The organism is Botrimarina mediterranea (assembly GCF_007753265.1).
Classification (GTDB): Bacteria; Planctomycetota; Planctomycetia; order Pirellulales; family Lacipirellulaceae; genus Botrimarina; species Botrimarina mediterranea.
This window is the reverse complement of the sequence record NZ_CP036349.1, coordinates 3,257,415-3,280,476: the sequence shown is the minus strand read 5'-3', so window position 1 is coordinate 3,280,476 and position 23,062 is coordinate 3,257,415. Positions and strand designations below refer to the sequence as shown.

20 protein-coding genes are annotated in these 23,062 nt (G+C 63.5%); 11 read left to right on the top strand and 9 right to left on the bottom strand.

Features of this window, described 5'->3' with window-relative positions; all coding sequences use genetic code 11:
* The first annotated feature begins 144 nt into the window (after positions 1–144).
* The 9 genes from Spa11_RS12685 to Spa11_RS12645 all read left to right on the top strand — a co-directional run bounded on the left by Spa11_RS12685 (position 145) and on the right by Spa11_RS12645 (position 8,314).
* The gene (locus tag Spa11_RS12685) at positions 145–1,530 is read left to right on the top strand and encodes a hypothetical protein (protein WP_145112779.1); all 1,386 of its coding nucleotides are present in this window, start codon (positions 145–147) and stop codon (positions 1,528–1,530) included.
* A 116-nt stretch (positions 1,531–1,646) separates the two neighbouring features.
* Positions 1,647–2,735: a M24 family metallopeptidase gene (locus tag Spa11_RS12680; protein WP_145112777.1), complete on the top strand. Its 1,089-nt coding sequence runs from the start codon at positions 1,647–1,649 to the stop codon at positions 2,733–2,735.
* 232 nt (positions 2,736–2,967) lie between these two features.
* Positions 2,968–3,471, top strand: coding sequence for an acetyl-CoA carboxylase biotin carboxyl carrier protein (gene accB / locus Spa11_RS12675; protein WP_231932923.1), 504 nt, complete (start codon positions 2,968–2,970; stop codon positions 3,469–3,471).
* Between the two features lie 108 nt (positions 3,472–3,579).
* The gene (gene accC, locus Spa11_RS12670; protein WP_145112775.1) at positions 3,580–4,929 is read left to right on the top strand and encodes an acetyl-CoA carboxylase biotin carboxylase subunit; all 1,350 of its coding nucleotides are present in this window, start codon (positions 3,580–3,582) and stop codon (positions 4,927–4,929) included.
* A 123-nt stretch (positions 4,930–5,052) separates the two neighbouring features.
* Positions 5,053–5,292, top strand: coding sequence for a hypothetical protein (locus tag Spa11_RS12665; RefSeq protein ID WP_145112773.1), 240 nt, complete (start codon positions 5,053–5,055; stop codon positions 5,290–5,292).
* On the top strand, positions 5,289–5,675 hold the full coding sequence (locus Spa11_RS12660) for a type II toxin-antitoxin system VapC family toxin (protein WP_145112771.1): 387 nt from the start codon (positions 5,289–5,291) through the stop codon (positions 5,673–5,675). Before Spa11_RS12665 ends, Spa11_RS12660 begins: the two co-directional genes overlap by 4 nt.
* Before the next feature lie 200 nt (positions 5,676–5,875).
* The gene (locus Spa11_RS12655) at positions 5,876–6,145 is read left to right on the top strand and encodes a hypothetical protein (protein ID WP_145112769.1); all 270 of its coding nucleotides are present in this window, start codon (positions 5,876–5,878) and stop codon (positions 6,143–6,145) included.
* A 135-nt stretch (positions 6,146–6,280) separates the two neighbouring features.
* Positions 6,281–7,606: a 6-phosphofructokinase gene (locus Spa11_RS12650; protein ID WP_145112767.1), complete on the top strand. Its 1,326-nt coding sequence runs from the start codon at positions 6,281–6,283 to the stop codon at positions 7,604–7,606.
* Between the two features lie 93 nt (positions 7,607–7,699).
* The gene (locus Spa11_RS12645; RefSeq protein ID WP_145112765.1) at positions 7,700–8,314 is read left to right on the top strand and encodes an inorganic pyrophosphatase; all 615 of its coding nucleotides are present in this window, start codon (positions 7,700–7,702) and stop codon (positions 8,312–8,314) included.
* 134 nt (positions 8,315–8,448) lie between these two features.
* Here Spa11_RS12645 and Spa11_RS12640 read toward each other — a convergent pair whose 3' ends face one another.
* Positions 8,449–8,961, bottom strand: coding sequence for a hypothetical protein (locus Spa11_RS12640; RefSeq protein ID WP_145112763.1), 513 nt, complete (start codon positions 8,959–8,961; stop codon positions 8,449–8,451).
* A 140-nt stretch (positions 8,962–9,101) separates the two neighbouring features.
* Here Spa11_RS12640 and Spa11_RS12635 point away from each other — a divergent pair, with 140 nt between their 5' ends.
* On the top strand, positions 9,102–10,454 hold the full coding sequence (locus Spa11_RS12635; protein WP_197529357.1) for a hypothetical protein: 1,353 nt from the start codon (positions 9,102–9,104) through the stop codon (positions 10,452–10,454).
* A 326-nt stretch (positions 10,455–10,780) separates the two neighbouring features.
* Here the strand turns inward: Spa11_RS12635 and Spa11_RS12630 are convergent, their stop codons facing one another.
* The 8 genes from Spa11_RS12630 to Spa11_RS12595 all read right to left on the bottom strand — a co-directional run bounded on the left by Spa11_RS12630 (position 10,781) and on the right by Spa11_RS12595 (position 20,814).
* Positions 10,781–12,469 (bottom strand): FAD-dependent oxidoreductase, encoded by a 1,689-nt coding sequence (locus tag Spa11_RS12630; protein ID WP_197529356.1) that lies wholly within the window; start codon positions 12,467–12,469, stop codon positions 10,781–10,783.
* A gap of 717 nt (positions 12,470–13,186) precedes the next feature.
* Entirely contained in the window at positions 13,187–14,638 is a 1,452-nt protein-coding gene (locus tag Spa11_RS12625; protein ID WP_145112759.1) for a Gfo/Idh/MocA family protein, read from the bottom strand.
* Positions 14,639–14,692: 54 nt separating this feature from the next.
* The gene (locus Spa11_RS12620) at positions 14,693–15,688 is read right to left on the bottom strand and encodes a DUF6807 domain-containing protein (protein WP_197529355.1); all 996 of its coding nucleotides are present in this window, start codon (positions 15,686–15,688) and stop codon (positions 14,693–14,695) included.
* A gap of 221 nt (positions 15,689–15,909) precedes the next feature.
* On the bottom strand, positions 15,910–16,497 hold the full coding sequence (gene hisB / locus Spa11_RS12615; protein WP_145112755.1) for an imidazoleglycerol-phosphate dehydratase HisB: 588 nt from the start codon (positions 16,495–16,497) through the stop codon (positions 15,910–15,912).
* 248 nt (positions 16,498–16,745) lie between these two features.
* Positions 16,746–16,973: a hypothetical protein gene (locus Spa11_RS12610; RefSeq protein ID WP_145112753.1), complete on the bottom strand. Its 228-nt coding sequence runs from the start codon at positions 16,971–16,973 to the stop codon at positions 16,746–16,748.
* Positions 16,974–17,198: 225 nt separating this feature from the next.
* The gene (rsmA, locus tag Spa11_RS12605; RefSeq protein WP_145112751.1) at positions 17,199–18,110 is read right to left on the bottom strand and encodes a 16S rRNA (adenine(1518)-N(6)/adenine(1519)-N(6))-dimethyltransferase RsmA; all 912 of its coding nucleotides are present in this window, start codon (positions 18,108–18,110) and stop codon (positions 17,199–17,201) included.
* A gap of 103 nt (positions 18,111–18,213) precedes the next feature.
* Positions 18,214–18,561, bottom strand: coding sequence for a P-II family nitrogen regulator (locus Spa11_RS12600; protein ID WP_145112748.1), 348 nt, complete (start codon positions 18,559–18,561; stop codon positions 18,214–18,216).
* Between the two features lie 756 nt (positions 18,562–19,317).
* Entirely contained in the window at positions 19,318–20,814 is a 1,497-nt protein-coding gene (locus tag Spa11_RS12595; RefSeq protein ID WP_231932921.1) for an ammonium transporter, read from the bottom strand.
* 624 nt (positions 20,815–21,438) lie between these two features.
* Between Spa11_RS12595 and Spa11_RS12590 the strand changes: the two genes are divergently transcribed.
* Positions 21,439–23,004, top strand: a complete 1,566-nt coding sequence (locus tag Spa11_RS12590) for a glycoside hydrolase family 10 protein (protein WP_145112745.1) — start codon at positions 21,439–21,441, stop codon at positions 23,002–23,004.
* Positions 23,005–23,062: the final 58 nt, after the last annotated feature.

Sequence of the window (23,062 nt, the reverse complement as noted above, 5' to 3'; positions counted from 1 at the left end):
TCGCGGAATATTGCACGCGTGTGGAAGGTTTTCTGGGCCAAATCTCTCGCATTTGTCGGGAATCTACCGACCAATTTGATTCTCCCTAAGAGCAAAGTTCGCGTAGAATGCGAGTCGGAGGAGGTGTCGGAGTGGGCGCCTGCTTTGCCAGCTTCTTGTCCGTTGCACATCGACGTCGCCATCGGAACGGTGACGGAGGACCCCAGCTTGTCGCACACGACCTTCTATTCGATTCGACTTACATCACTGCTAGCGGCGGTGCTGGCGTTTGGCGTTGCGCCGTGCGACGCGCTGATCGTCAAGACGTGGAACGGCGCCGGCACGCCGGCGCTAATCAACACGACGCCGCCGGTGGACGACCCGGGATCACACAACCTGCCCACGAACAAGACGGGCATCTATCTCGGCGACAACTTATTTCTGACCGCCTATCACGCCGACACGGCGACGAGTGGGAGCGTCGAAATAGCCGGAGGGACATTTCCGATCATTCCGGGCTCAGCGACGAATTTGGCGAACCCGTCGACCTTCGGGTCAACACGCAGGACATCGAATGGCAGCCTTAACATCAGCTCGGACTTGCGGCTCTATCGAGTCGGCGTTGATACAACGACCGGTTTGTCACCTGAGGAACTCGATCCCGAAATCCGACGGTTGACGCTTGCGTCCCGGCTGCCCAATACCTCGTCAGAGCAATTAACAATCTTTGGCAAGGGTCGCATACGCACCCTCAACGACGCGAACGACACGAACGGCCAGTTCTACTACAACTCATCGGGGTCCGTGCTGAACGATCCCGCTGACTGGCCAACTTCGTCCTACCGCGGTTTCGGCTTCACGAACTCGCCGGTGTCCCCCACCCCTTGGCAATGGGGGACCAATCAACGCAGCTCAACAACTCCCAACGGCGTCGTTAGGGTCAGCCAGAACATGCTGATGGAGGGAAGTTTCTTAGACACAATCGGGTTTGCTATTCGGTTCGACGAAAACGGCCTCCCTGACGAAGCGCAAGGCGTGGCGGGCGACTCCGGCGGGCCGGTCTTCTGGAAGGACGGGGACGAGTGGGTGCTCGCCGGTTTGATGCATGGCATTTACTTCGGCAACGGTCAGCCCTCCGTGCTTTCCTTGTTCGGTGGGTTTACGGGCATCTCGGACCTCTCTTATTCGACTTATGCTTCGCAGATCGACGATGCTAGGACGACCTTTTCGAAAATGGGTGATATCGATCTGGACGGCCAAGTCACCGGCGGCATCGTCAATGGTGTTGCTACTGGCGACCTCGGCATTCTGGTCGACAACTGGTTGTCCAGCTCGGTAGACGTGAACGTTCACTCCTGGATGAAGGGCGACCTCAACCTCGATGGGAATGTTGATCTCGGAGATTTCGTCCTGATGCGTGAGGCCTTGGGCGGATCGATCTCGTCGTCGGCCTTCGCTCAACTCGTCTCGGCCGTGGCGATCCCCGAGCCCTCCGCCCTCGCCCTCGCAGCGTCGACAGTTCTTGTTGCGATGCGTCGTCGGCGCCGCTGACTCGAGGGGTGGCCGGCGGAACTGGGTTGCCGGACGCAATCGGGCTGGCCGATACTCTAGCCTAAGCGGCTGTCGCTCCTGACGGCGGCTGCGGGACACGAGCATCAAAGGTCGGTATGTCGACACACGAGAAGCGGCGGGCGAATCTGCGGAAGCTGTTGCGGCGCCAAAAGGTAGACGCGCTGCTGGTCACCAGCTTCCATAACGTCACTTACCTGACGGGCTTCACCGGCGACGACAGTTATCTGCTCGTCACCGGCGACGACGCCGTCCTCGTGACCGACCCGCGCTACACGACTCAGCTAGAGGACGAGTGCCCCCGCTTGCGGCTGCTAGTGCGTGAGCCCGGCGAACGCATCTTGCCAACGACGGCAAAGCTCCTGGAGAAGAAATCCGTCGGCGTCCTTGGGTTCGAGGAAGACTCGCTGACGGCTGGTTCACTGCGGCAGCTCAAGGAAGAGGCGCCGGCCGTCCGGTTCGAGGGTCAGGCGGGGCTCGTCGAGTCGCTCCGCGCCGTCAAAGACCGCGAAGAGGTCGAGGCCATCCGCCACGCCGCCTACGTCGCCAAGCGGGCCTTTAACGTCGTGAGGGCGGCGTGGACACCCGACGCCACCGAGGCCGACCTGGCGCGCGAACTCGAGTACCAAGCCCGGCGTTTCGGCGGGAAGTGCCTTAGTTTCCCGGCGATCGTCGCCGCCGGCCCCCGCGCGGCGCTGCCTCACGCCTCGCCGACGGACGCCGTGGTGGGCGACTACGACTTCACGCTCATCGACTGGGGCGTTTTCGCGCCGCTCTACGCCAGCGACCTGACGCGGATGGTGTTCCACGTTGAGCCTTCGAAGAAGATGCAGAAGGTCTACAGCATCGTTCTGGAGGCCCAGCTCGCCGCGATCGACGCCATCCGGCCGGGCGTGAAGTGCGAGGACGTCGACGCCGCCGCCCGCAACGTCATCACCAAGGCTGGTTACGGCAAGGAGTTCGGCCACGGCCTGGGCCACGGCGTCGGCCTCGAGATCCACGAGGGGCCAAGGATGGGCCGCAACATGCCCAACGAGCTCGTCCCCGGCATGGTGGTGACCGTCGAGCCCGGCATCTACCTCCCCGGCTGGGGCGGCGTGCGGATCGAGGATGACGTGCTGGTTACCAAAACGGGCCACGAGCTGCTCTCGGATGTGCCGAAGTCCATCGAAAGTAGCGTGCTTTAGTCCCTCAAGACCCACGTCCTGCGAACGGGGTGGCGTGAGCCCCCGGAGGGAAGCGCTGTCTCTATCGGCGAAAATGCAGTTTCCTTCGGGGGCTGACGCCACCCGGCTCGCCTAAAGATTCGCTCCCGGGTCCGGTCTAGTGACGCCCCCCCTTGGCGGGTAAACTGCGGGGCCGTGGGCGACCGTAGCGGTCCGCCTGTGCACGTGCCGAGAGACGACGAGAACCCCGACCGTGGCTGAAGACAGCAAACAAGACCCCACCGAAGCCCAAGACGTCTTCGACGTCCGCCGTGTCCGTCGGCTCGTGGCTTTGATGAACGAACACGACCTTTCGGAGATCGATCTCCGCCAGGGCAACCAGCGGGTCCGCCTCCGCCGTGGGGCCGATCAGCCGGTCTTCACCGCGACGCCGGCCTATGCCCCCGCGGCGGCGCCTGCCCCGGCTCCTCAGGCGGCCCCTGCCCCAGCGGCGGCGCCCTCGGCCCCCGCGGCCGCTCCGGCTGGCAAGACGATCAATAGCCCGATGGTCGGCACGTTCTACCTGTCGTCGAGCCCCGACGCGGCGCCGTTCATCAAGATTGGCGACCAGGTCGGCCCCGACACCACGATCTGCATCATTGAAGCCATGAAAGTCTTCAACGAGATCCCCGCCGAGACGAGCGGCAAAATCACGGCGGTGCTGGTCGAGAACGGCATGCCGGTCGAATTCGGCCAGCCGCTCTTCCGTATCGAGTAACTAGGTTCGAATCGAGTAGCCCGCCGCCCTGCCCTCCCCCTCCCGGAACCGTGACGCGAACGCGTCCCCGCTTGCCGGGCCTTCGCTAGAACACAAGACGCTGCCTCGATGTACCGAAGGATCCTGATCGCGAACCGCGGCGAGATTGCCCTGCGGGTGATCCGCGCTTGCAAAGAGATGGGCATCGAGTCGGTCGCCGTCTTCAGCGAAGGGGACCGCGGCTCCAACTACTTGTCGCTGGCCGACGAGGCCTACTGCATCGGCCCGGCGAGGGCGTCGGAGAGCTACCTCAAGATCGCCAACGTCATCGCGGCGGCCGAGGTCGGCAACGTCGAGGCGATCCACCCGGGCTTCGGTTTTCTGTCCGAGAACGCCCACTTCAACGAGATCTGCCGCAACTGCCAGATTGACTTCATCGGCCCCTCGCCCGAGGCGATGGCAAAGCTCGGCGATAAGAACACAGCCCGCGAACTGGCCCGTCAGGCCGGCGTGCCGGTGGTGCCCGGTAGCGCGGGGTGCATCAGCGAAGAGTCCGAGGCGGTGAAGTTCGCCCACGAGGTCGGCTTCCCCGTGCTGATCAAGGCGACCGCCGGCGGCGGCGGCCGCGGCATGCGTGTCGCCTCGAACGACTTGGCGCTCAAGTCGGCGTTGCAACAAGCCCGCGCCGAGGCCGAGGCCGCGTTCGGCAACGGCGACGTCTACCTCGAGAAGTACATCGAGCACCCGCGCCACGTCGAGGTGCAAGTCCTCGCCGACAAGCACGGCAACGCCATCCACCTCTGGGAACGCGACTGCTCCACCCAGCGGCGGCACCAGAAGCTCATCGAAGAGTCGCCGAGCCCGAATATCAACGAAGAGACGCGGCAGGAGATGTGCGAGGCGGCGGTGCGCCTCATCAAGGCCGCCGATTACTCCAACGCGGCGACCGTCGAGTTCATCGTCGATAAGGACGGCAACTTCTACTTCATCGAAGTCAACGCCCGCATCCAGGTCGAGCACCCGGTCACCGAACTAGTCACCGGCGTCGACCTGATCAAGGCGCAGATCCGCATCGCCGCGGGCGAAGAACTGTGGCTCAAGCAGGAAGACATCCCGCGCTTGGGCCACGCGATCGAGTGCCGCATCAACGCCGAGGACCCCGCGAAGAACTTCCAGCCGTCGCCGGGCAAGATCGAGCGGCTGGTGATCCCCGGCGGCTTCGGCGTGCGGTTCGACTCGCACGCCCACTCGGGCTACGTCGTGCCGCCGTACTACGACTCGATGATCGGCAAGCTCCTGGTGCGCCAGGCAACCCGCGATGAGGCGATCGCCTCGATGCTCCGCTGCCTCGCCGAACTAAAGGTGGAAGGCATCAAAACGACGATCCCGCTCCACAAAGAGATCCTCAGCCACACCGCGTTCAGCGAGGCCCGGATCGACACGACGTTCGTCGAGCGGACGTTCACGGCGGGCGGCTGATGTGGTTGGCGTGCTGCATATCACGGTAGGAACAAGGCGTTCCTACCCGCCCAGCAGATTGTTTTGCCTGCGTTGGTTGCTGCGGTAAGATAGGCTGGTGGAAGCTCTCCGCAGGAGTACCTCATGTCGGAAGTCATCGATCTTAGTGACGCCTCAGAAGCGGTTCGCGAACTCGTGGCGCGAAGCCAAGGCGAGCCGATCGTCTTCGTGGAGGGGGATCGAGAGGTCGCCATCCTGTCTTACTCGGCTTTGCCGAAGAGTGAGGCGCAGAAACGTCGCCTACCCGGTCAGATGAAGGGGCGGCTCCGGGTCATCGTCGAGGACGACGAGCACCTCGAAGGCTTCAAGGATTACCTGCCGTGAAGCTACTGCTCGACACCCACACGCTGCTCTGGCTTGTCGAGGGGGATGCAAAGCTCACGGAGCGTGCTGCCGATGTGGTTGCCGACTCCGAAGCCGAACTCTTTTTGAGTCCTGCGAGTTGTTGGGAGCTAGGGATCAAGGTCGGGCTGGGAAAGATCCAGCTCCAAGAGCCGCTCGTCGATTACCTGCACGACGCCGTCCGGCTATACGAATTGACCGTTCTGCCAATCGGGTTTGCTCACGTCGCCCGAGTCGCCACGCTGCCGCATCACCACAAAGACCCGTTCGACCGATTGTTGGTTGCTCAGGCTTTGGAGAATGGGCTGACTCTTTTGAGTGGCGACAAGCAACTCGACGCCTACGGCGTGGCGCGAATCTGGTGACAGTCCATTGTCGCCTAGCACGCGGCGAAGTGACGCTTGACCTAAGCCCTGACGCAAGACGCTGAAGCATTAAGAATGGCAAGTCTCAGACGGATTGCTGGCTTATGAAGTTGCCAATAATTCCGCTCCGGCTCACCGACGACGAGTTGGTTGCACGGCTTGCAAGACGCATCCATTCATATAGACGGATGCGATGGTGGATGGCGACTTTTTGCGCATTCGTCGCCTCGTGCCATATCGCCGTATTCTTTGCTGTCTCCAAAATGTTGATGGATGGCTGGGCTGAAATCGAGCTTGATGGTGTCCATGCCCCCTTCTACGTGGGATCGTTCGCAGGCGGGTTTCTCGGCTTGGGACTCGGCCTGAGCCTTTCGTCGGTGCTCGCCGGCTTGGTGCACTACTTAGCTGAATACCGCATCGCGAAGCTTTTGACAGAGCACTACAAATCCCACGATTCCGTCGCTCCCTGACGGTCGCGGCTCGGAATCTGGATCGGATTCGCGATGAGCCGGCCCATTAACGCCCCGGCTCCCGGCGGGTAAACTCTCCGCCTGAGAGAGCTTTCCCACCTCCGTCATCCCACCCCCAACTCCCGCCGCGACGACATGGCCAAGAGCAGCCTCGCCCGTCCCACCAAGCACGACCACCAGTTCAAGCGGGTCGCCATCCTGTTCGCCGGTGGCCCGGCGCCGGCGGCGAACGCCGTGATCTCGGCCGCCGCCGTCTCGTTCCTCCGCAATGGCGTTGAGGTCGTCGGCGTCAAGCACGGCTACTCGAGCCTCATCGACTACTCGGCCGACAAGCCGCTCGTCGAGGGGAGCGACTACGTGATGATCGATCACAAGCTCCTCAGCCGCACCCGCAGCAAGCGGGGCATCATCATCGGCACCGCCCGCGCGAACCCCGGCAAGATGGTCTCGCACCCGTCGCACCTCGAGGACCCCGAGCGTTCGGCGCCGCTGAAGAACGTCTACGAGGGGCTCTCGTCGATCGGCGTCGACGCGCTGATCTCTATCGGCGGCGACGACACGCTCAAGACCGCCAACAAGTTCAAGCTCTACCAGGACCGCCTCCCCGAGGGGGCGAAGAAGATCCCGGTCGTCCACCTGCCGAAGACGATCGACAACGACTACTCGGGCATCGACTTCACGTTCGGCTACTTCACGGCGGTCGATTTCCTCGCCCGCGAAGTGCTGAACCTGCTGGCCGACGCCGAGGCGAACCGCAACTACTTCCTCGTCGAGTCGATGGGCCGCTCGGCCGGTTGGTTGGCGTACGGCGTGGCGATCGCGGGCGAGGCGAGCCTCGTCATCAGCGTCGAGGACATCAGCGGCAAGTACCGCACGACCGAAGAGTACACCGACCCTGCGACGGGCCAGACGCACTCGCGCGAGGTGATGAACCTCGATGAAGTGATCCGTCGCATCGTGCTGACGATGACGACGCGCGAACGCGAGGGCAAAGAGTACGGCGTCATCGTCATCGCCGAGGGCCTAGCCGAGCTGCTGCCATTCAAGCACCTCGAAGGCGTTTCGCGCGACGACCACGGCCACATCAAGGTGTCGGACGTCAGCCTCTACACGCTGTTCGCCAAGCTGATCGAGGCCGAGTACAAGAAGCAGACCGATAAGAAAAAGCAGGTGAAGCCGGTGCAGCTCGGCTACGAGGCCCGCTGCACGGTGCCGCACGCCTTCGACGTGATGCTCGGCAGCCAGCTCGGCGTCGGCGCCTACCGGGCGCTGGTGGAGCAGAAGGCCAACGGCGTGATGGTCTCCTGCCAGGGTCAGCTGCAACTCCGCTACGTGCCGTTCGACGAGCTCGTCGATCCCGAGACGCTCGTCACGGTCGTCCGCTACATCGAGCAGGACAGCGACTTCCACAAGCTGACGCGGTTCCTCGAGACCTACGTCAACGAAGAAGAGTTGGGCTGATAAGTTCGCTGTCGGCCGTCGGCTATCGGCCGTCGGCTAATGGATTCCCGATAACCTTAGCCGATAGCTGACAGCCGAGAGCCAACTGCCCCTATGAGCTTCCCCCAGCCGTTCTTTCGTTGGCGCCCGCACCCTTGGCACGGACTTGAGATCGGCCCCCAGCCGCCGTCGATCGTTCACGCCTACATCGAACTGACGCCGTTCGACCGCGTTAAGTACGAACTGGACAAGAAGACGGGCTACCTGCGGGTCGATCGTCCCAACCGGACGTCGGCGTTCGCCCCGACGTTGTACGGCTTCATCCCGAAGACGTTCTGCGGCAAGCGGGTGAAGGCCCTCATGCCGGAAGCGTCGGACGGCGACCGCGACCCGCTTGACATCTGCGTGATCAGCGAGCGCGCGATCACCAACCCCGAGACGATCGTCAACGCCCGCATCGTCGGCGGGCTGCCGATGCTCGACCAGGGCGAGGCGGACGACAAGATCATCGCCGTCCTCGAGAACGACCAGATGTGGAGCGGCGTCAACGACGTGTCGGAGCTTCCGAAGGTCTTGGTCGATCGCCTGCGGCATTACTTCAGCGTCTACAAGGCGCTGACCCCCGACGAGGCGGGCCGCGTCAAGATCGACGCCGCCTACGGCCGCGAGCACGCCGAGCTGGTCGTCGAAGCGGCGATCGCGGACTACATCGAGGAGTTCGGGGAGTGAGCGAGCCGAACTGTATCGGCCCAGAGGCGGGCAATGTGTGTTGCTGCGCAAGCCACTAGCCACCTCAAGCCTATACGCCCTAACTCAGGTAGCAGGTCGATGTTGCATCATGCGCGAATCGCAGCGGCTTTCTGTTAGTTGGTCTGTGAGGAATTCACCAACGACAAGAAAGCCCGTCGTTGCTCGTCTGTTTCAAAGGCTCGGTGCGCAATCCGTACGAAGCCACCCTTTTCGAAGGCTAGGTCAATCGCGTTCTCTCCCTCGTTACACTCCACGAGCTTAGTCCAAGAAAACAGTAAAGCTGTTTCAGACTGTTCGACCTCAATCCTCTCTGAGTCAATCTTGTAATTGACATCGAATGGCCCTTCTGATCCGTTGACCTCCACAAGGTGCCTCCGAAGGTTGCGCTGCACAGCGCTCCGGTAGTACCAGGGGTAGAGGAGCCCAATCGTGACGGCAAACACGCCCGCTACGACTAGCCGGTATTGCAGGGGCTCATCAATTAGCAGGGCGATTAATATTGGGCAGGTGACGACCATCGCCACTATGGATCGTCGGCGTCGAGCTCTATGTGATGGCAATCGCTCCAAGGCCGTTTGGTAAGTGCTGACAACCTCGTCAAGTGGGATCTGGTCCTTGAGAATCATGGAATGAGTATACTGCCTGATGGTTCATGCCGCGTGCGAGTATTCTGACGAGTTGAGTTGACTTTATACTTCCGAGGGCTTGAGTGTCACCATCAGCTCTGCCTAATCTCGACGGGTCCCTTCACCACCATGCGCCGCCCTTGACTCGCTGCTCGATACTCTTGCTGGGCCTTGCCGCGAGTGCGGCCTGCGCGGCGGCGCCGTTTCGCATCGATATCGTCGATGACCAGAACGGCTGGCCCGTGCCTGCGGTGGAGTTGAAGACGACGCACCACGCGCGCTTCGTGTCGGACAACGCCGGCGTTATCGCCTGCGACCTGCCGGAGTTGATGGGCGTCGAGACGTGGTTCCACATCGAGGGCCACGGCTACGGCGTCAAGGCGGACGGCTTCGGCTACCGCGGCGTGCGCCTGACGCCGACGCCGGGCGGCAGGGCGACCGTGAGGGTGCATCGCGAGCTTCCCGGCAAGCGGCTCGGCCGCCTCACCGGCGCCGGGTTGTTCGCCGAGAGTCAGCGGTTCGGCCGCGAGTCGCGTTGGCGTGAGCAGGGCGTGCTCGGTTGCGACACGGTTTACGTCGCCAAGTATGGCGACCGGCTCTTCTGGCTGTGGGGCGACACGACGCTCGCCAAGTACCCGCTGGGCATCTTCGACACGCTCGGCGCGACGACGCGCGGCAACCCTCTGCGGAGCTTCGAGCCGCCGCTGCAGCTGCGCTACGACTACATCCGCGACGGGAACGGCCCGATCCGCGGCATCGCCCCGATCGAGGGCGACGGCCCGACTTGGCTGAGCGGTCTGATCACGCTCAAGGATAAGCAGGGCGCCGACCGACTGGTCGCCGCTTACGCCAAGATCCGCGGCATGCTCACGGCCTATGATGTCGGGCTCTGCGAGTGGAACGCGGGCAAGCAGGTCTTCGAGCGGACGAGGGTCGTTTGGAAGAAGGAGACCGAGTCGGATAAGCCGCCGCTCTTCCCCGACGGGCATGTCGTGCGGTGGACCGACGGCGATGGCGAGGAGTGGCTGCTGTACGGCGACCCGTTCCCACGCCTCAAGTGCCGAGCAAGCTACGAGGCTTGGTCGGACCCGGCGGCGTGGGAGAAGCTCGAGCCGCAGAAGGTCGTGAAGTCGCGCGACGGCGCCGCCGAGGTGACGACGCACGGCGGGTCGATCGCTTGGAACGCCTACCGGCAGAAGTGGGTCGCCATCTTCACACAGTTCGGCGGCGACTCACCGTTGGGAGAAATTTGGTACGCCGAGAGCGACGCCCCCACCGGCCCGTGGGGATCGGCGGTGAAGGTCGTGACGCACAAGAACTACACGTTCTACAACCCGCTCGTGCACCCGGAGCTGACGCCCGACGGCTCGCCGATCCTGCTCTTCGAAGGGACGTACACGGCGACCTTCGCCGACAAGCCCGAGCCCACACCGCGGCACGATTACAACCAGGTATTGTACCGGATCGATCTGGACGACCCGGCGTTCAAATGAGCCTTCAGCGCTATAGCGTCCTTCAATTTGCCGTAGCGTCTCGCACAGAGACGCGGAGGCGCAGAGGGTAGGCAGCGAAGTCTCACGCAAAGCCGCCAAGGCGCTAAGGCAAAGATTATAGAAGAAAGAGCGCAACGGCCTACGATCGCGCAGGAGTGCGTTCTTTGCGGCACATCGCCTTTGAGTGAGTCGTAGAAAGTACATCCATCTCTGCGCCTCCGCGTCTCTGCGCGAGACATCGCCAGGTTTACTTCATGGGTCGGCGTGAGGCGAAAGAACATTACGGCGAGGCGAAGCACGCTCTTGCCGTGGGTAGCCCCGCCGAGTTACTCCGCCACGACTTCAAGCCGCTGGTCGTCCTTCAACAGTCGTTCTCGCAGCGCTTCATACGAAACCTCCTGGACTGGTATCACTTCGTCGATCGCCAGCGACGCGGCCGTGGCGGCCGACTGACCGAGGATCATGAAGACCGGCTCCATGCGGATCGATCCGAACGCGATGTGCGTCGAGGACAAGGCCCAGGGGACGAGCAGGTTCTCGCACTCGTCGGCGCGCGGCGTGATCGCGCGGTAGGCGATCTTGTAGGGGCCGTCGGTGAGACGGAGTTGCACGTCCCCCTCGTTGCGGACCACGCCATCGACGACGCAACGCTGCGTGTTGTGCGAGTCGAGCGTGTAGGCGCCCATGCCGATGGGGTCGTCGATCGGCAGCTGGTTGCGGCAGTGTCCCTCGGTCATGACGAAGTCCGACGCCATCCGCCGACCTTCGCGGACATAGATCGCGTACGGCCAGGTGTCGTTGTCCTGGTACTCGTCCGCCGCTAGGCCCCACGGGGCGACACGCCGGCGAATCTCGGCGGGGACGCGCGGGTGATTCTGGAGCGTCCACAACAAGCCAAGCTGCCATTTCTTGTGCGCCGCGGCGACGCGCTCGCGTCCGGCGTGGTCGAGCGTCACCCAGCTCCACACCGTCTTGCCGTCCTCGTCGAGCTTGTAATTGCCGCCGATGAAGTCCATCGACACGCCGCCGTTGTTGTTGGTGTCGGTCTTGCGATTGGGCATCAGGCTGGTAGTGAAGAACGGCCAGCGGTGGCCCGCCTCGATTGCGCGGAACAGCAGCTCGTAGTCCGCTTCGCGGTAGCCCTCGGGCTTGGCGATCGTGATCCGGTTGGCGGGGACGTCGGTTAGCGTCAGGCGGTAGCAGTACGATTGCAGCCGCTCGTCGGCCGAGCCGAGCGGCCCGCCGATCGTGGCGTTCACGCTCGGCAAGAGGCCGCTCGACGCGTCGCGGGCGACGACGTAGGGGTCGACGCCGTCGGGCATCTGGTGCGTGCGCCGCTGGCCGGTGTTGCCGTTGCCCATCTCGTTGAACTCGGCGTTGGCCTCGCGGCCGACGCGGAACGAGACGCCCGCCGCCGGGAGCAGGTCGCCCTCGTAAGAGGCGTCGATGAAGACGTCGCCCTCGATGAGCCCTCCACCCTCAAGCCGTAACGCCGTGAGGCGCCGACCGTCTTTGACCGCCCCGTCCGCCAAGTCGATGCGGCCGCGGACAACCTGAACACCAGCGTCCTTCAAAAGCTCATCGAAGACGGCTTCGGCGACGTGCGGCTCGAAGGTCATCGCCAACTGCGTCTTGTCATCGAGAGCCGGCGCCCCTTGGCCCACGTTGTTGAAGTCGGAGCGCGCTTCCCACTCCCAAGCGGCCTCGTCTTGGTAGTGGAGGTAAACGCGGTGGTAGAACTCCCGCGCGACGCCGCCGAGGATCGCCGAGCGACCGATGTCGGTCCAGCCGAGCCCGCTGCTGGTCATGCCGCCGAGATGGCCGACGGGCGAGACCAGCACCGTCTCCTTCCCCATCCGTGCAGCCTGCACCGCCGCGGCGACGCCGCCGGACGTGTCGCCGTAAACGACGACCTGGGCGCTAATGGCCTTAGCGGCAAGTGTCGTCTCCTCGGCAAAGGCGACAGAGACGACGCTAGCGAAAGCAAACAGCAGAGCGAGTGCAGAAGGCTTCATCGGCGGGGGTTCTCGATCGGGCGACGTGATTCGAAAGGTGGGAGCGGCGACATGACCCAAGAGCTGGTCCGTGCGACGATGGCATGCTTCAGAAAAGCGGCTCGCAGCTCCCGGCGGCGTGGGTTGATCTGAGCCGGCGCCAGGCGTGGTCGTAGACATGCGTTTAGAGGCTCATAGGGGGCCCTTAGGCGCGTCCTGACGCTTTTAACCAGGCCTCCCGATTTAAACGCCTCAAACGGCCTCCTAGGGGCCTTCACGAGGCTTCCCCCGGCAGTGGGGGGAGCCGTGCGGTGCTGACATCAAAAAGTAGGGTGGCTGCCTTAAGAGCGGACGACGCCTCAGTGTAGCGGCTCGCTTGAGAAAACTTCTTAGCCGAGGGCGGCCCAGGATTATGCAAGGGCTAGCAGTTACCACGTTCAGATAAGGACTTAAGCGTCGTCGGACTGCTATCGCAGCAGTGCATCATCGACGTAAGTCCTTTGTTAAACGTCCATTTGCTAGCAGTTGCATAATCCTGGGCAGCCCTCGGAGATCAGCGTGACTCGCATTCCACTCCGAGGGTTGCCGTCCACGGCTAAGACGAGACGGTAAGGCGAAGCGAGTTATGAGATACCAGTGAACCGTAGACGCGCTGCATAAGGGGGCTATCGCGTAACAAAACGGCCCCGGCCGCATCCGCGCGACCGGGGCCGTTGCAAGCTCAAAGATCGCTCCGGATCAGGCGTCGTAATCCGGCACCTCGTGGCCCTTACGCATCGGGCACTTGAAGTACTTCTCGGCGTCGCCGTTGTTGGTGAAGCGCTCGGTCTGCGTGTCGATGTCGAGCCACGGGCCTTGCGTCAGCACCGGCTCGCCGTCGACATCGACCTCGTTAGCGCGCAGGTGGCCGAGCATGCGGTCGAACGACGCGCTCAAGAGCGGCATGCCGGCGATCGAATTAGCGATGTCGGCGGTGGCGACCTTCTCGCCGCACTGGTGCGACGCCCCGCCGACGTGGCAGAGCGAGCTAGAGAGGTGGCCTTCTTGAATATCGGCGTTGAGGAGCGAGCGGTCGTTCGCCTCGATCGCCTTCAGCCAGTTGGCGTGGTGGTCGGCGCCGCCCTGCCAGTGCTTGACCTGTTCGCCCTTGAGGTCGTAGGCGGTCGCCTCGGTGTAGTTGGGCACCAGCACGTGGCCCTTCTCGCACTGGATGATCACGCCGACGCCCGTCCCGCGGTACCGGTCCATCGAACCGCCCCAACGCTTCTGGCCTTCCTTCGAACGCGGCAGACCGCGGGTCTCGAAGATCAGCGGCGCCTTCTCGTAGTCGAAGTAGCAGACCTGCGTGTTGGGCGTGTCGCCGGCGTCGTCGTAGCCGAGACGGCCGCCGATGCTGATCACACGTGGCGACAGCGTGTCTTCACCGAGGAACCAGCGGGCGATGTCCATCTGGTGGATGCCCTGGTTGCCCATGTCGCCGTTGCCGGTGTTGAAGTCCCAGTGCCAATCGTAGTGCAGCTGGGGCCGGTACAGCTCACGCTTCTCGCGCGGACCGCACCACAGGTCGTAGTCGATCGACTCGGGGATCTCGAGCGGCTGGTCGAGTTTGCCGATCGGCGGGCGCGGCTTGTAGCAGGTGCCCAGCGCGTACTCGATCTTGCCGAGGGCGCCGCTGTTCACCCAGGCGACCGCGTCCATCAGGCTCTTGCTAGAGCGTGACTGCGTGCCGCACTGCACGATGCGGTTGTGCTTCCGCGAGGCGGCGACGAGTTGGCGGCCCTCCCACACGTCGTGCGAGATCGGCTTCTCGCAGTACACGTCCTTGCCCGCCTCGATCGCGGCGATCGCGATCTGGCAGTGGGTGTGGTTAGGCGTGGCGATCGACACCGCGTCGATGTCGGCCTTCTCGAGCATCTCACGGAAGTCGGCGAACTTAGCGGCCTTCACGCCGTTGCGCTCTTGGTGCTCCTGCCCAATCCTCTCGAGCACGTCGCTGTCCACGTCGCAGAGACCGACGGCGTTCTTGCCGAGCGACCGTAGGTGCTCACGACCGCGGCCCTTCACGCCAACAACGGCGACGCGGAGATCGGCCGCCTTCTTGCTGGCGGCGCCGAAGGCGTGGACGCCGGTCATCGTCAGGCCCGCGACGGCGGCGGTAGCGGAGAGAAAGTCACGTCGATGGATTGGCATCTTGGCCTCGGGCAAATGGGAGCGCTGGGTAGCGAAGAGTATCAGTCTACAAAGTTAGTTGGCTTCGGCGTTCGCAAACGCGTCGAACCACTTCTGAATCTTGTCGGCTGCGACGTCGCCATCGTAGAAGACAACACGGTAGTTCAGAGTGAGCGTTTCGTCTTCGTCGAGCGTCACGGCGCCCTGAGCTGGCTCGCCCTTCGGGAAGTCCTTGTCGCCGCCGAAGGGGTTCGCGGCGAATAGACCGTAGGTGCGTACGTGCCAACGCGGGACGGGTCGGAACGACTCGGGGTGGCACATGATGACGACGCCGCCAGTCGGCTGGTCGGCTTCGCTCGTGGCGGTGAGCGGCCCGCCGTAATCGACCCACTCGGCGGGTCGGCCCCACGCCTTGCCGTCGGTCTCGCCGCGGCTGTTGCGGATCTTGCCGCCGAGTTTGTTGTCGACCGTCAGCGGACCCGAAACGCGGATGCCGAACGACCCTTCCTTCGTGTCGGCAAACGTCGCCGGCCCTTCGCTGGCGTTGAGCTTGATCTGGAAGTCGATGTAACGCGGCGAGTCGGCCGCGTCGCCCAGCAGGCCGAACGTCAGCCGCCGTGTGTCGGTGATGATCGTCTCGCCGCCGGCGTTCCAGTCGTTGGCGGTCTCGATCGTCGCCGCGTTGTCCAGCACCTCACTGCGAACAAACTTCTTGTGAACGATGTGCGTCTTGGGCTCGCCTTTGGCGACGGCCCAGAAGTCGTGGCCGTTGACGCCGCCGTGCGAGAACCACAGCGACTCGTGGTGCGGGTGGTCGACCTCTTCGGAAGGCTGCTGGGGACCGAGGGGCCAGCTCCGTGTCATCGCCTGACCGCTCGGGCCGTGGATCGGCCACACGGCGGGCTGGCGGCCCGTGTCGGTGAGGTACTCGGCAAACAGCTGGTCGTCGATCGACACTCGCTTGCCGGTAGGGGTGGACTCGATCGAGATCGCCGGCGTCGAGGTCGAATCGGCGCTGTTGTCGCCAGTGGCAACGTCGCCAACGGCAACCTTGCCGATCGAAGCCATCATGATGCAGAGGAGCAGCCGCCGGAGAAGCATTGCAGACCAGAAGACCCTTGCAGGCCAGAAGAGGAGTGAAATAAGGGAGCGTTTCCCCCACACGATGAGTATTCCGCGGGGTCGCTATTATTTACACAACTTTACGGGATTCCCAGGCAGCGGAAGGTGAGCCCCGTCGCAAAACCGCGGAGAATCTCCGGCTTTGCACGATTTGGGACCGCGTTTTCGCTTTATAGCACGCCCTTGGTGCTCGGGGCGCCCTTCATCCGCGGGTCGGGCTCGGCCGCCTGGCGGATCGCCCGGCCGCACGCCTTGAAGGCGGCTTCGGCGATGTGGTGGCTGTTGCGGCCGTGGTGGAGCACCACGTGCAGGTTGGCGGCGGCATTGGCGGCGAACGACTGCCAGAAGTGCTCGACGAGCTCGCTGTCGAAGTCGCCGATCTTCTCCGTCGGGATCGCCAGCCGCCACTCGAACGCGTATCGCCCCCCGAGATCGATCGCCGCGGTGACGAGCGTTTCGTCCATCGGCAGCGTCATCGAGCCATAACGACGGATGCCCGACTTGTCGCCCAGCGCCTCGCGTACGGCCATCCCAAGGCAGATGCCGATGTCTTCGACCGTGTGGTGCTGGTCGACCTGGAGATCGCCCCTGGCGTTAACCGTCAAGTCGATGCAGGCGTGCTTCGCCAGCAGCTCGAGCATGTGGTCGAGGAAGCCAACGCTCGTCGCCAGGTCGATGCGGCCCTCGCCGTCGAGGTCCAGCGTGAGCTGGATGTCGGTTTCGCGGGTCTTGCGGTTGATCGAAGCGGTACGCGACACGGCGGGGTCCGAAGGCGGTGGGGGCGACTCCCTAAGGATACCCGCAAAGCGGCGGGAGTTCGGCGCCGTCGGCACGCCGAGGGGAGATTAGGATCGGCCCCGTCGACCCGACTGGGCCGGCTGGGATGGTCGTAACGGCTCGCCAAACGGAAGACGGCGAGCCGGCGACGTTAGTCGTCGGTGTACGCCGCCGCTTAATTTGACCACCGGCTGCTTCAATCCGACGACTCGCGTCGCCGGCTCGCCAGCTACGCCCAGTTGAGGCCCGTCTCTTTCCGGATCCGCTCGTCGAACTCGCCGATCAAACCGCCGACGACTTCCCACCCCTCGGGGCGGCGGACCTCGATGTCCCCTTCACGGTTGACGCGGACGATCGTCGCCTCGTTGACGCCGGCGGCGACGAGGTCGTCGTGGTGCAATTCGTCCTCGACCAACAGCTTATCGAGCTGCTGTCCGGTCATCTCAATAAACGCCATGGTGGGGGTCTCCGTCTGCGGTGGGGGCGCCGTCAGCGTACGGCGGAAATCGAGAAACGCCAAGAGACCGGGCGGTGCAATGACCAATGACCAAGCCCCAATGACCAATGGCGTGCTGCCGCACGAGCGGTTTAACAATTTTCAACCTGATTAATGACCCCTGACTCCAGTCCTCTGACCCCTCCTTCCTTGGTCATTGGGGCTTGGTCATTGGTCCTTCCCCCGCTACAGCGTCCAATCCGGCGCGAGCTGCCGGAGCTTCTCCGCGAAGGCTTGCAGCGTGAGGATATCGACCTGCTCGGTGCGGGTGTCGGGGGCGAAGCCCATCTCGTCGAGCACCGCGTCGATCTGTTCTTTCGTCAGATGCCGCTTCATCGCCGAAACAACATTGGCCCGGAGGAACTTGCGGCGGTGGAGGAACAGGGCGCGGACGATCTGCTGGAAGTACTTGAGGTCGGGGATCGCCGCGCGGCGCTCGGGATCGACGACGATCCGTACGATCGCCGACTCGACCTTCGGCGCCGGCCAGAAGACCTTCGGCGACATGATCCGGACAATCTCGGTCGTCGCTTGGCTCTGCATCCACACCGAGAGGGCGCCGTAGTCCTTGCTCCAAGGCTCGGCGACGATCCGATCGGCGACTTCTTTCTGGATCGTCGCCACCATCGAGTGCGGCGTGTGCTCGCACAAGAGCAGGTTCGACAGGATCGGCGTCGCCACGTTGTACGGCAGGTTCGCCACGAGCTTGAGCCGCGAGTCGGGCGTGCCGCGCAGTGCCTCGCCGACGGCGTCCATCACCTCGGGCGCGAACGTGCTCTTGTTGTGCAGCGCGTCGACACGCAGTTGGGTGACGTTGTCAAACCGCAGCAGCTGCTCCGACGCGAGCTCGAACAGGTTGCCGTCGATCTCGACCGTGACGACATGACTCGCCAGTGGCGCCATCAAAGTTGTCAGCGAGCCGGTGCCGGTGCCGATCTCGAGCACCACGTCGCGCGGGCCGAGGTCCGCCGAGTCGGCGATCATCTGAACGAGGTTCAGATCGATCAGGAAGTTCTGCCCGTGCCGGGAGTTCGGCTCGACGCCGATCTCCCGCAGCTTGCTCATCAAGAACGACTTCGTTTGACGCGGGGCGGACATGGGGAGCGGTTGGCGGTTAGCGATTAGTCGTTAGCAGAAGGAAGGAGCGGCGGCTTTGCCGTCGCCACTTGGCTAACAGCTAACCGCTAAGAGCTAACCGCTCCTAAATCGCCTCGGTGCCGCGTTCGCCGGTGCGGATGCGGATGCAGTCGTCCATCGGGAGGACGAAGATCTTGCCGTCGCCGATCTCGCCCGCGTCGCCGGTGCGGCCGCCCTTGATGATGGCGCTGATCGTCGGCTCGACGAACTGCTCGTTGACGGCGATCTGGAGCTGGACCTTCCGCAGCAGGTTGACCGAGATCTCGGTGCCGCGGTACTGCTCGGTGTGCCCCTTCTGCCGGCCAAAGCCCTGGACGTCGAGGATGGTAAGGCGGACAACCTCCACCTCGGCAAGAGCGGCCTTAACGTCCTCCAGCTTGCTGGGCTGGACGATCGCGATGATGAGTTTCATGGGGAGTGGGCAGTGGGCGGTCGGCAGTGGGCAAGAAAGCAGCCCGTCGCCTGTGACAGCCCCTCATCTTAACGAGGAAAGGCCTCATCCAGAACGGCCCAAATCAATCCCTTCCCACCGCGCACTGCCGACTGCCCACTCCCCTCGAAAGACACCCCGGCTTGGACGGACTAGGCGGAAAGCCCGCCCAAGCCATATGGGGCGTCCTTCTGGCTTAGTGCGGGGCCTTTCGAGGGCGCCGCTGCCTTGGATTCCTCGCAACGAGCGGGACGGGGATCAGTGGGGGCGTTGGAGGTGCCCCAAAAAGCCATCCGGGACCCTCCAAAAAAACGCCCGGGGCGAGCGCGAGCCAGGCGGTAACTCGCACTCGCCCCGTCGGGCGCTGGTTGGATTGTCGATCGCCGGGGCGAAGAAGCCGTGCGATCATCATGGGGGTCGCCTAATCCCTTGGAGACGCAGGTCTAAAAAACACCCCCGAACCCGGCGGAGCCAGGCGGTAACCCCGCCGGGCCGGAGGCATTTGTTGAGCGGTTAGTCGTTAGCGATTAGCTGTTAGCGAGCGACTGACGGCTTCGCCGTCCTCTTGAGCTAACAGCTAATGGCTAACAGCTACAAAACGGGAAGTCTCGGCCCGCGGCGGCCAGGCGGTAACCAACCGCGGGCCGAGACGCTCTCCCATTACTCACTTGAAGCTTCGCCGCCATCCTGGCGGCTCATAAACCCGGCCGAGTCCGTGGCCGGTCGTAAGTTCACATCTCAGTGCGTGTAAGCGGCCATGCCGTGCTCACTGATGTCCAGACCCTGCTGCTCTTCCTCAGGCGAGACGCGGAGCAAGCCGACGGCCTTAAGCACACTGAACAAGATAAACATGGTCCCGAAACCCCATGCACAGATCGACAGTGCGCCGGTCGCTTGGATAGCAAACGACGTAGCGCCATCTCTCAGGTAGTCGTTGGGAATGATGCCGATCGCCAAGCAGCCCCAGATGCCGCAGAGACCGTGGACAGGCCACGCGCCGACGGGGTCATCAATCTTTAGCTTGTCGAGCATGATGATACCGAAGATCACCAATACGCCGCCGATGGCGCCTACGACGATAGACCACCAATCTGTCATGCAGTCACAACAGGCCGTGATGCTGACCAATCCTGCTAGGATACCGTTGAGACCCATGGACAGGTCCGGCTTACCAAACATCAGCCAGCTAAGGACCGTAGCAACGATGCCGCCTGCGCCAGCAGCAAGCGTGGTGGTAATGGCGCAGTGCATTGTGGCGTTGATGTCGTCCGTGGACGTAAACGCAAGCTGGCTGCCGGGATTAAAGCCGTACCAGCCGAACCAGAGGATGAACACACCGAGGCCGGCAAGCGGAATGTTGTGGCCCGGCATCGGAATACTCTTGGTCTCGACAAAGCGTCCAATCCGAGGGCCGAGAACAATCGCACCCGCTAGGCCCGCGAAGCCGCCGAGGCCGTGTACAACTGCCGATCCAGCAAAGTCTTGGAAGGCCATTGCAAACTCATTCGCAGTGGAATCGTAATCACCAAAGCGTGTAAGCCAGCCGCCGCCCCATTTCCAGAAGCCGCTCACTGGATAAACTAGACCGGTAAGAATGGCACTGTAAATCAGGTAGCCCGAGACCTTCATACGTCCGGCAACCGCACCAGAAACAATAGTTGCAGCCGTGGCAGCGAACACCGCTTGGAATAGCCAATCGACTTCGACCGAGAAGCCGGATGAGTATCCGCTCAAGCCAAGATTGCCGAACGAGAAAAAGCCCGGCGCGGTGTCCAGGTGCTCCGCAGCTTCAGCATTATTCTCGTACCCGAGGGGATACATGAGTCCGAAACCAACGGCGAAGAACAATAGAACGCCGACGCAGATGTCCATAGCGTTCTTGAACATGATGTTCACAGCATTCTTCGACGAGTTGAAACCGGCCTCGACCATCGCGAAGCCGGCTTGCATAAAGAACACAAGAACCGCGCAGAAGAACAGAACAGCGTTGTCGAACGCGTAACCGATGCCTAGATCAACGGCTTCTTCCTCAGGCGCCTCTTCCGTGGTCGCTTCCTCTTCAACAGGTTCTTCCGCCACGGCCTCTTCCTCGGCCGGCGCTTCGACAGCTTCTTCGGTTGCGGCGGGGGCTTCGGCCTCCTCCTGCGCGATCGCGTAGCCGGCGGGGCCGGCGAGTGCAGCGAGCAGGGCCAACAGCATCACGGCCCAGCCACGCCGCTCGAGAGCTAGCGTCATTTGTTTCCTCTCAACAAGTCATCACAGAAGGACGTTTACCGTCGCGGCCAGCCGGCGTTTCTCGTTCCACCTACGCCGGGGGCAGCGAGTGGCCGCCCGAGCAGCCACGCGACGCGGCAGAGCACGCGGCGTGCCAGACGCTGGCACGGATGGCCAGCTCGAAACCTCTAAGTCGCTGAAATGAAGCGACTTAATGCAGGAAAAAAAACGCCGGAGACTAGCCGACCCTTGCCACCACGCTGGGGGGATGCCACTAGCGCAAGCACGTGACGCCTAGAGAGTTGGCATCGCACGGCCGAGACCGTAGGCCGACGCCGGCCAGTCGTTCCTAGTCAGTCGATCCGCCGATGAACTGCGGCCCAAGACTGGCGGTGCGTCCGTTGGACGACTGTGTGTCGACAGCCGAATTGCCGGACGGTCCCATCGGCTCGTTAAGCCCATCGGCTCGGGTGGGCCACTGTGTTGAACTGCGGAGGCGTAATCCGCAGACGCGCGTTCAATCTGGCGAGACCTTACTGCAAAGGTGCGCGTTAGCGAGACGGAACTGCGCCGGATTCTCCCGCCGCGGCAGGCGATCAGCTACGCTGTTCGTTTCTGCTCGTGATCCCTCCAGACGATGCGCATATGACGTTTCGCCAACTGCTCGCCGCGACTCGCCCCCTCCTCTTCGTCGCCGCCGTCCTGGCGCCGACGCTCAGTCACGGTCAGGACGACGCGGCGATCACGCCGCCGCCCGTGCCGCGGGAGTTCCGCGCCGTCTGGGTCGCGACCGTCGCCAACATCGACTGGCCGAGCAAGCCGGGGCTCTCGAACGACGAGCTCAAGGCCGAACTGACCGGCATCCTCGACCTGTGCGTCAAGCTGAAGCTCAACGCCGTGGTGCTGCAGGTCCGGCCGGCGTGCGACGCGCTGTACGCTTCGGAGCTCGAGCCCTGGAGCGCGTTCCTCACCGGCAAGCAGGGGCAGGCGCCCGCCGACGGCTTCGACCCGCTCACGTGGGCCTGCGAGCAAGCCCACGCCCGCGGCCTCGAGTTACACGCCTGGTTCAACCCTTACCGGGCGACCCACCCGGCGGACAAAGGCCCGCTCGACACGTCGCACATCGCCGTCCGCCGGCCCGAGCTCGCGCCGCAATACGGCGTCTACCGCTGGCTCGACCCGGGCGCGAAAGAAGCGTCCGAGCACTCGATGGACGTGATGCTCGACGTGGTGCGTCGTTACGACGTCGACGCCGTTCACTTCGACGATTACTTCTACCCTTACCCGATCAGCGACGCCCTGGAAGACGGGACGGGCGAGAAGAAGCAGGTGGAAGTCCCCTTCCCCGATGACGCCAGTTGGAAGGTCTACTGCGACGAGACGCCCGAAGACGAGCGGATGACGCGCGAAGATTGGCGCCGCGACAACGTCAACCGCTTCATCCGGGACCTCGGCGTCGAGATCCACAAGGTGAAGCCCCACGTCCGGCTCGGCGTGAGCCCCTTCGGCATCTGGCGCCCCGGCCATCCCGAGGGCATTCAGGGCTTCGACCAGTACGCCAAGCTCTACGCCGACGCCAAGCTGTGGCTCAACGAGGGTTGGGTCGATTACCTCTCGCCGCAGCTCTACTGGGCGATCGACCAGAAGCCGCAGAGCTTCACGGCGCTACTCGCTTGGTGGGCGAGTGAGAACACCCACATCCGCAACCTCTGGCCGGGGCTCTACACGTCTCGGCTCGGCGGCGACGCCCCGAAGTACCCGGCGCAGGAGATCGTTGATCAGATTCTCGCAACCCGCGAACAATCGGGCGACGAGGCGGGCCACATCCACTTCAGCATGAAGGCCTTGGTGAAGAACTGGCTGGGCATCAACGACAAGCTCAAGGAGACCGTCTACGCCGACGGCGCCTTGCCGCCCGATTCGGATTGGCTGGCTGGCGACAAGGAAAGGCCCGCGGCGCCAAGTGTTGAGCGCGTCGAGGAAGAGGGGACGCCGCAGTTTGCGTTGTCGCTCGACGGCGACGCCAAGCCGTCGCGCTGGGTGCTGCAGAAGCGCTGTGGCGATGACTGGACGACCGGCGTCTTCGGCGGGCAGATCGAAACGATCCGCGTCCGCCCCAACGCCGACGGCGTCGCGGCCGACGCGATCGCGGTCTCGGCGGTGGACGAGTTCGGCCGCCTCGGCGAGCCGACGGTTGTAGCCATCGATTAACTCATCGCGGGGAGCGCGGAGGTCGCCAAGAGTTGCGACGTATCCTTCGCGCCCTCCG